10 protein-coding genes are annotated in these 7,721 nt (G+C 62.5%); 7 read left to right on the forward strand and 3 right to left on the reverse strand.

Annotated elements, in window-relative coordinates; genetic code table 11:
• Positions 1-275: 275 nt before the first annotated feature.
• Positions 276-1,031, forward strand: a complete 756-nt coding sequence (locus AC52Q4_RS07160; RefSeq protein ID WP_495536114.1) for a class I SAM-dependent methyltransferase — start codon at positions 276-278, stop codon at positions 1,029-1,031.
• Positions 1,032-1,255: 224 nt separating this feature from the next.
• Here AC52Q4_RS07160 and AC52Q4_RS07165 read toward each other — a convergent pair whose 3' ends face one another.
• Entirely contained in the window at positions 1,256-1,771 is a 516-nt protein-coding gene (locus tag AC52Q4_RS07165; protein ID WP_495536115.1) for a BCAM0308 family protein, read from the reverse strand.
• A gap of 186 nt (positions 1,772-1,957) precedes the next feature.
• On the opposite strand from AC52Q4_RS07165, the gene AC52Q4_RS07170 reads away from it, so the two are divergent.
• From AC52Q4_RS07170 to AC52Q4_RS07190, 5 genes are all read left to right on the forward strand, one after another.
• Entirely contained in the window at positions 1,958-2,203 is a 246-nt protein-coding gene (locus AC52Q4_RS07170; protein WP_495536116.1) for a DUF1496 domain-containing protein, read from the forward strand.
• 36 nt (positions 2,204-2,239) lie between these two features.
• Entirely contained in the window at positions 2,240-2,620 is a 381-nt protein-coding gene (locus AC52Q4_RS07175; protein ID WP_495536117.1) for a DUF6763 family protein, read from the forward strand.
• A 368-nt stretch (positions 2,621-2,988) separates the two neighbouring features.
• Positions 2,989-3,555, forward strand: a complete 567-nt coding sequence (gene hpf / locus AC52Q4_RS07180) for a ribosome hibernation-promoting factor, HPF/YfiA family (RefSeq protein ID WP_495536118.1) — start codon at positions 2,989-2,991, stop codon at positions 3,553-3,555.
• A gap of 93 nt (positions 3,556-3,648) precedes the next feature.
• The gene (locus AC52Q4_RS07185; protein WP_495536119.1) at positions 3,649-3,795 is read left to right on the forward strand and encodes a hypothetical protein; all 147 of its coding nucleotides are present in this window, start codon (positions 3,649-3,651) and stop codon (positions 3,793-3,795) included.
• 148 nt (positions 3,796-3,943) lie between these two features.
• Positions 3,944-4,510 carry a dienelactone hydrolase family protein gene (locus AC52Q4_RS07190; RefSeq protein WP_495536123.1) on the forward strand — a complete coding sequence of 189 codons (567 nt, stop codon included), beginning with the start codon at positions 3,944-3,946 and terminating at the stop codon, positions 4,508-4,510.
• Positions 4,511-4,617: 107 nt separating this feature from the next.
• Here the strand turns inward: AC52Q4_RS07190 and AC52Q4_RS07195 are convergent, their stop codons facing one another.
• Entirely contained in the window at positions 4,618-5,505 is an 888-nt protein-coding gene (locus AC52Q4_RS07195; RefSeq protein ID WP_495536120.1) for a PPK2 family polyphosphate kinase, read from the reverse strand.
• Between the two features lie 380 nt (positions 5,506-5,885).
• Entirely contained in the window at positions 5,886-6,392 is a 507-nt protein-coding gene (locus AC52Q4_RS07200; protein WP_495536121.1) for a DUF1269 domain-containing protein, read from the reverse strand.
• Positions 6,393-6,870: 478 nt separating this feature from the next.
• Here AC52Q4_RS07200 and AC52Q4_RS07205 point away from each other — a divergent pair.
• Positions 6,871-7,721 (forward strand): D-alanine--D-alanine ligase family protein (locus AC52Q4_RS07205; RefSeq protein WP_495536122.1); only part of this gene is annotated, 851 nt, incomplete at its 3' end.

Here is a 7,721-nt window from a genome sequence, read left to right on the forward strand (position 1 = left end):
ACGCCGAGCACGGAATTTATCTGGCGACCGACGGGAGCGCACAATAGAACGTCTTCGGCAGGCACGCGGCCTGCTCGGTAGCACCGATCGCTGGAGCGAATCGACTCACGGCGAGCGCCAGAGGAGCGTAGCATCGGTGTGAATCCAACCATTGAACCAGCCGAAACAAGTTAGACGTACCACGACCGTTCATTGCTCGGCTTTTAGCCGTTTGCAGTCGTCGCCGCAATCCCGCACGAGATATAACATTCATGCACACTGACCGGGGCCAGCACTTGGCTGATCTCGCCCTTCTCATCGAGTTACACCGTTATGGCAAACGCCAGGATCCGGGCGGCGACGATGCAACGCGCCTTGCCATCACGCTGTCAGGCCTGCGTACAGGACAAGGCTTGAAGATTGCCGACATCGGCTGCGGAACCGGTGCCTCCACGCTCGTGCTGGCAAAAGAGCTTGATGCCTCGGTGACGGCTGTCGATTTCCTGCCGGAGTTTGTCCACGAGCTCGATATCGCCGCGGAACGGGAGAGTCTCCGCGAACGGATTGAGACGCTGGTCGCCTCGATGGAAGCGCTTCCCTTCGAAGAGCAATCCTTCGACGCGATCTGGTCAGAAGGCGCCATCTACAACATGGGCTTTGCGAACGGCATTAAGGCCTGGCGTCGCTTTCTGAAGCCGGACGGCATACTGGCCGTATCCGAGCTGACATGGCTGACGCCAGAAAGGCCTGCCGAGCTAGCGCTGCATTGGATGCAGGAATACCCCGAGGTAGGTACGGCGTCGGCCAAAATGGCAATCCTAGAAAAGAACGGTTTTTCCCCTGTTGGATACTTCGCTCTTCCGAAACAATGCTGGTTGGACAACTACTACCGACCGATGCAGGCGCGCTTCGGGGCATTCTTATCGCGTCATGGCAACTCGGAGGCTGCGGCGGCCATCGTCGCGGCAGAAGAAAACGAGATGGCGCTCTATGAACGAAACGCGGCATTTGTCAGTTACGGCTATTACGTGGCGAGAAGAATTGCCGCCTGAACCGCTCAAACGGTAGCCCAGCGCCCTTTGAGGCAAGCCCATGGCTGGCCGCCGGGTAACTCGTGGGGAGGCTCCTCCTTGTACTCGACCAGCAAGCCCCGAGCCTGGATTGCGCTTCAGTGCCCCCGTAGACACGCCGGCGCTCGCGCTGGATCGGCACCGACACACGCTGTACACCGGTGGCCGAGGACAACGGGAGCCGCAGCCGTACGGTTGCCGCGCCTTCACTCATCGCGGTGCCAAGTTACCCGTAGCATGTTCTCGCCTTCGGTGTATTCGTAGCGCAAATCGCCCTGATAGGCTCGGTGCATGGCTTCACCGACGCCACGTGCCAGATGCGGATCAGTGAACGTTATCTCGATGCGCGAATCTTGCGGTTCGATCGCCATGATTCGCTTCAGCGGGTGCTCGCGTTGCTCGCGCTCCTCGAGATTGCGTGCCAACGCCAGGATCTCCTCTTGATGCGCTTGCAGAAACCGGCCCGTAAGCGTCAGAAACCCTGCCGGTACGCGAGAGCGGGTCCGCGCGCAGGCAGGGCACTGTGTCTCGTGAGCATCGGGCGGCGACTCGCCCCATTGCCAGCGCCCGCGGTGGAATACGGCACCACAGTCGGCGCAGACAGAAGGCTCCGGGGGCTTGCTGCGGGCGCGGTACGGATCGTGCTCTTGTTCCCGGATCAACCGATCGCGGCGTCCACCACGGCTTGAGTTCGTATTCGTATGCTTGCTCCAGTGAGTCATTGGCGAATTCCTCAAGTTATTTTGATGGCTGTGCGCATTGTGGCTGGCGCTAGAAGCGGAACACTCCACCTCCGTGTCATTTTCACTGCGTATCGATGAGGCTGTTTTGACCTAGCGCAAGATCGCAAAGCACATGTTGTGCCTGAATGGAACCGAACGCGTCGGCGACTCAACGGGGGACAGGCGATGCACGAAAATTCTGAGGTGCCGGATGTCGGATCGCAGGACCCGGAACTGCGTAACTCCCCGATTGCCGAGGAAGGCGACGAGGAGACTGAAGCGCTGCGCCAGGAAGTGCCGGGAGAGCCGGTGTGTTATTTCAATAATGCCACTTACCGGGACGGCGCATATGTTCGCAGCGGCGGGATGCTGTTGCGCTGTGACCGCGGGCTTTGGGTTCCAGCCGGTCCGGCGGACCCCGATAACCCGTGACGCGCGACTAAAAAAAAGCGACCGCGGAGGTGGGAGATGCCCAATGAGCTCGAGCCCGTTATCGGCCAGTGGTACTGGCACCACGACAAGGGCCAATCCTTCATGGTCGTCGCCATTGAGGAGGAAATGATCGAGATCCAGCACTACGACGGCGATGTGGAAGCGCTGGATCTCGATGCCTGGAAGGAGATGGACATCGATATAGGCGAACCCCCGGAGGACTGGACGGGCCCGGTCGACGATCTGGAAACGGATGATCTCGATTATTCGGATCCCGCCATGCAACGGCCCTCCTGGGGAGAGCGCGGCAAGGACTACCGCCCTCGCCGCGAATCCTGGAGCGGGGAGCCGGAAAGTGGCGAAAAATCCATCGATGAGCAGGCGGACAATGACGCGGGGGAGACGCCGGAGCCATAGAAAGGCTTACGGGCGTAGCTCACGAGCAATTCGCGCAGCCTCTCTTATGACTGCCTGCAAAACGCAGGATGCTCGACCGCACCTCGACATCGAAGCCGGCACGTTCGAGGGGCATGCCTTGTTCGAAAAGCGGCCGGGCTTGCTCTGAGTCGTCAGCGAAAGCTTCCCCAGCCTCTTCTACCCCACTCACACGCGCATGCTGGCATTTTGGGCGGCACCGGCGCGCCGTTGACGCAAGTCAACAGGGGGGCAAGCCGGTGTTGCTATATTCCAATGCGTGGAGCCGATCGTGCGCGCTCGGCAATCTTTGGCGATAGCCTTGTGCCCCACGAGGAGCTGCGGGGCCGGGCAAGCGAGAGGGCGAGTCAATGCAAATTCCCATTCAAGTCACGTTTCGGAATATGGATCACTCCCCGGTACTCGAAGGCAGAGTACGTGAGGAGGCGGCGAAGCTCGAACGCTATTTCGATCGAATCATGGGCTGCCGCGTCGTTGTCGAGGCGCATCATCACCATCATCACAAGGGCAACCTCTATCACGTGCGTATTGATCTGACGGTGCCGGGGGCGGAGCTGGTGGTCAGTCGTGAGCCGGCCCAGCACCACGCGCATGAGGATGTCTACGTGGCTATTCGCGATGCATTCGATGACATCACCCGGCAGCTTGAGGACCACGCGCGCAAGCGCCGCGATGATGTCAAACACCACGAGACGCCACCCCATGGCCGAATTCGGGAAATCATGCCTGCGGCAAACTATGGCGTGATCGAGACCGCTGACGGGCGAGCCCTTCGTTTTACCCGTAACAGTGTCGTCGATACCGATTTTGACAAATTGGTGGTCGGTGACGAGGTGCGTTTTGCGGAAATCGACGGGGAGGACGGTCCTGCTGCGAGCACAGTCCACATCGTGGGCAAGCATCACATTGTTGGCTGAGTCGGGGACACTCGCTCGCGGTTGTGGCGCGCCGGGCGCCCCAAGAAGGCAGGCGCGGGCCAAGGCCGACGGGGCAGCGAATCGCCATTTCTCGTGCCTGCGCACGATAGCCTCTTCGGCGCGGTGGCGAGGATGCGCGGCGGCCACAAGGTCCACCGCATCCCGGTCATTCACGCCATCGGCCGGACAGGCGGGACGGCGGCGGATGCGATGGGACGGCTGACCGTCGTGCCGCCCTGAATGCGGTCATCCAACATAGACTGCGAGAGCTACCATGACTGATCCGATTCCCCGTCCCGCCGTGCCGGAGCCGTTAGTGATCGAGGTGAAAGGTCTCCGTCTGCACGCCGATCTGACATGGCCGCTCACCGAACCGGCAGGGGTGGTGATGTTTGCCCATGGAAGCGGCAGCAGCCGCTCGAGCCCGCGCAATCGCGCCGTCGCCGCACACCTGGTAGGCCACGGGTTGGCCACCATCCTCCTGGATTTGCTGACAGAGCACGAAGAGCTTCTCGACGCGATGACCCATGAGTATCGTTTCGATATCCCCCGGTTGGCCCGGCGGCTTGTTCTGGCGAGCGAGTGGCTTGCAGGGCAGCCGATTGTCGGCGCGCTACCACTTGGCTATTTCGGTGCCAGCACGGGGGCGGCCGCCGCCTTGGTCGCGGCGGCTGAGCGAGGCGAGCAGGTTGCCGCGGTGGTATCCCGGGGCGGGCGCCCAGACATGGCCGAGGAGTTTCTGCCCAGAGTTCAGGCCCCGACGCTTTTGATCGTCGGTGGGCGGGACTCTGTGGTAATCGACCTCAATCGACAGGCGGCGAGCCTCATGCGCAGCGTCGTAAAGGTGGAAATCGTCTCCGGAGCAACCCATTTGTTCGAGGAGCGAGGGGCACTCGAACGGGTCTCCCAGCTGGCCTGCGCCTGGTTTCTGGAGCACATGAGCGCGCCGGCATGAGTCTTCCGCGCTTGAGGCAGAACCGGGGGGCTCGGCCCGACGACCGCCCAGGCAGCGATGAGCCAAGGCATCATGGTGATCAGGCGCCTGGGGTCCTGCTCATCGTGTCATTGGGGGGAGTCGAGCTGCTCCCGCATCGCGAGCATCTCGGCTTTGCGTTCGTCCGAGACCTCGGGGAAATGGATGTCGAGTCGCTCGAGGGTACCGGCGACGATGTCGGCGACGACCCGGCGCATGTAGGGCTTGTCGTCCGCCGGAATGGCATACCACGGAGCGCACGGTCTGGAAGTGGCGCGCAGAGCTTGCTCGTAGGCGCTCATGTAGTCGTCCCAGTGCTTGCGCTCCTCCACGTCGCGAAACGAGAACTTCCAGTTCGAATCGGGCTTGTCGATCCGCGCGAGAAAGCGCTTGCGCTGCTCCTTTTTGGCGACGTTGAGCCAGAACTTGACGATGGCGGTGCCGTTGCGGGCCAGGTGGTGCTCGATATCGGCGATGGATTCGAGCCGCTCGCGCCACAGGCCAGGATGATCGATTTGGCGCGGAATGCGCTGATCGGCGAGATTTTCCGGGTGCACCCGCACGATCAGCACCTCTTCGTAGTGACTGCGGTTGAAGATGCCGATACGCCCGCGCTCGGGCAAGCAGCGATAGATTCGCCACATGAAGTCGTGAGCGAGCTCTTTGTGCGAGGGTTGCTTGAAGTTGAAGACCTGGCAGCCCGCCGGATTGATGCCGGTCATCACGGCCCGGATGGTGCCGTCCTTGCCGGAGGCGTCCATCCCCTGGAAGATCAGCAGCAGCGAGTAGCGATCGTCGGCCAGAAGCGTTCGCTGACGCATGCGAATGCGTGTTATCGCCTCTTGGAGTCCTTTCTTATTGGCCTTCTTGTCTTTTTGCTCTGCCGGCGGCGCGGTGGGAGCATGAGCGATGTCGAACGAGCCGTCGTACGCGACCCGGTAGGGACTGTCCACGGGATCGAACAAAATGCCTTTCATGATGCGTATTGTAGGAAAAATCGCATCGGTGGGTCAGGGGGCGTGCCCATCCCACGCGGGCGAACCGGCGCGCTGTTGGAGTTTCTGGAACTGGCAGTCGCAAGCGAATTGTCCCAATACAATAGAGGTGGACTCATCCGCTCAACTGGGAGAGGCCAGTCTCCGATGCCCGCAGACGCCAGCGGGACCGACCGGGGCACTCGAATTCGCGGCCGAAGGAATTCCGCCCCATGTTGAGTCGGCCATGCCCGTATGAAATCTCGGCCTGACCGCCGATGAGCTCGGCTTGCCGGATCCGGTTTCGCTCCCACGAGCCACCCGGCGCACGCCGCCCACTTTGCAGAGCGCCGCTCGGCGGTGCGCACCGGGCTCGTCGCCGGTCAGGGAATAAGGGGAGCGTGCGGCTCGAAGCCCTTGATCTCGACCTCGGGTGCAAGTCTTCGTATCGCGGCCTTGCACTGCTCTACGTCGTCTTCCACGACGTCGGCCATGATCAGCACCGAGCCCTTCTCGATGGCCTCCTCGAACTCCTCCAGCCGGGAGCTCGGAAACGCCGCGCCCGCCAGGCTCGTCAGCAGCCCGCCGAGTCCCGCGCCGAACAGGGTTATGAGGATGAGCGCGCCGCCGCCGACAACGATCCCGGCCGGGGGAAACGCCATCATCACCAGCCCCGAGAGCAGCCCGCCAGCGCCGCCCAGGGCGAGGCCGCGCTCATAGGCCGGCAAGAAATCGTCGTCCTCAGGGCCGGCATCGGGCAGCCCCTCGATATCGATGCCGTGTCGACCCACGACGTAGAGGTGCCGGTCGGGGATCCCCTCGGCGCGCAGCGCGCTGATCGCCTCGCGTGCATGCGCCACATCCGGTGACAGAAAACAAAGCCGCTTCATGGCGATTACCCTCCGAGGCCGCGGGCCATGATGGCCACGATGACGAGCAACGCGATGATGGTAGCGCTCACGATAATCAGGTTTCGCAGTCCCGCTTGTGTTTTGCGCATTGTCAGCCTCCCCGACGTAAACCTGAACGAAAAGTGCCTTCAGGCAGATACCGTCATTCGAGGCCCGGGCGACAACATGCTTTAGCGCCGCGAGACCCGGCACACGTCGCCTCTCCATCGCCTCGGGCCTTAAGCGATATACTAGGTGGGCTGGTTGCCGCCCCGTTGACGTAGATCAAGGCGTAACGAGGCATCGCCTGTGACATGCCGTCTTTTAGAAGGCCGGCACGCGCGGGGCAATCGTCCTGACTCTCAGTATCTCAACCCATGCGAGATCGCCATCAGGACAAACGGAAGAGCCGCTGCGCATGGTCGATGTGTCATACGGCGCCTATACTGTGGCGAATTGGGCATCACAGGGATGGAAGATGCATCGTCTGAACGTGGCGGTCCTGCTCGGCGATCCACGCCTGGCCTACCGCTATGCCGTGGACGGCCGCTTCGGCCGCGAGGAACTGGAGGCGGTCGAACACCTGCGCGAGGCACTGGAGCGGCTGACGGACTACCGCTTCACGCTGCTCGACGACCACACCACGCTGATCGACGACCTGCGCGCCCGCCCTCCCGACCTAGCGCTGAACTTGTGCGATACCGGCTTTCGCAACGACTGGGAGCTGGAGCGCGACATCCCGGCGCTGCTGGAGATCCTGGGCGTCCCCTATACCGGCGCCGATCCCTTGGCGATCAGCCTGACCACGGACAAGGCGCTGGTGCGCGCGCTGGCAACGGGGCAAGGCATCGCCGTGCCCAACGAGACGTACGTGGACCTCGCCGCCGACCCGCTGGTGCTGCCGAGCCTCTTTCCCTGCATGATCAAGCCCAACAGCAGCGGCGGCAGTTTCGGCATCACCCGCGACTGCGTGGCGCACGACACCCAGGAGGCAGAGACCTACCTGCGCTGGCTAGCCGGCGAGCCCCTGATGACCGATGCGCTGATTCAGGACTTCCTCAGCGGCGCCGAGTACACCGTGGGGCTGGTGGGCAATCCGCCGGGCGGGTTAACGGTGCTGCCGCCGCTCGAGATCGACTACACCGACCTCGACCCCGGCCTGCCGCCGATCCTCACCTATGGCTCGAAGGCCGACCCCGATTCGCCGTACTGGAAAAAACTGCGATTCCGGCGTGCCGACATCGACGACGTCAAGTGGAGCCGGCTGGTCGACGATTCGGTAAAGCTCTTCCGTCGGCTGGGGCTGCGGGACTATGCGCGCTTCGACTT

This window comes from Nitrococcus sp., assembly GCF_059432795.1.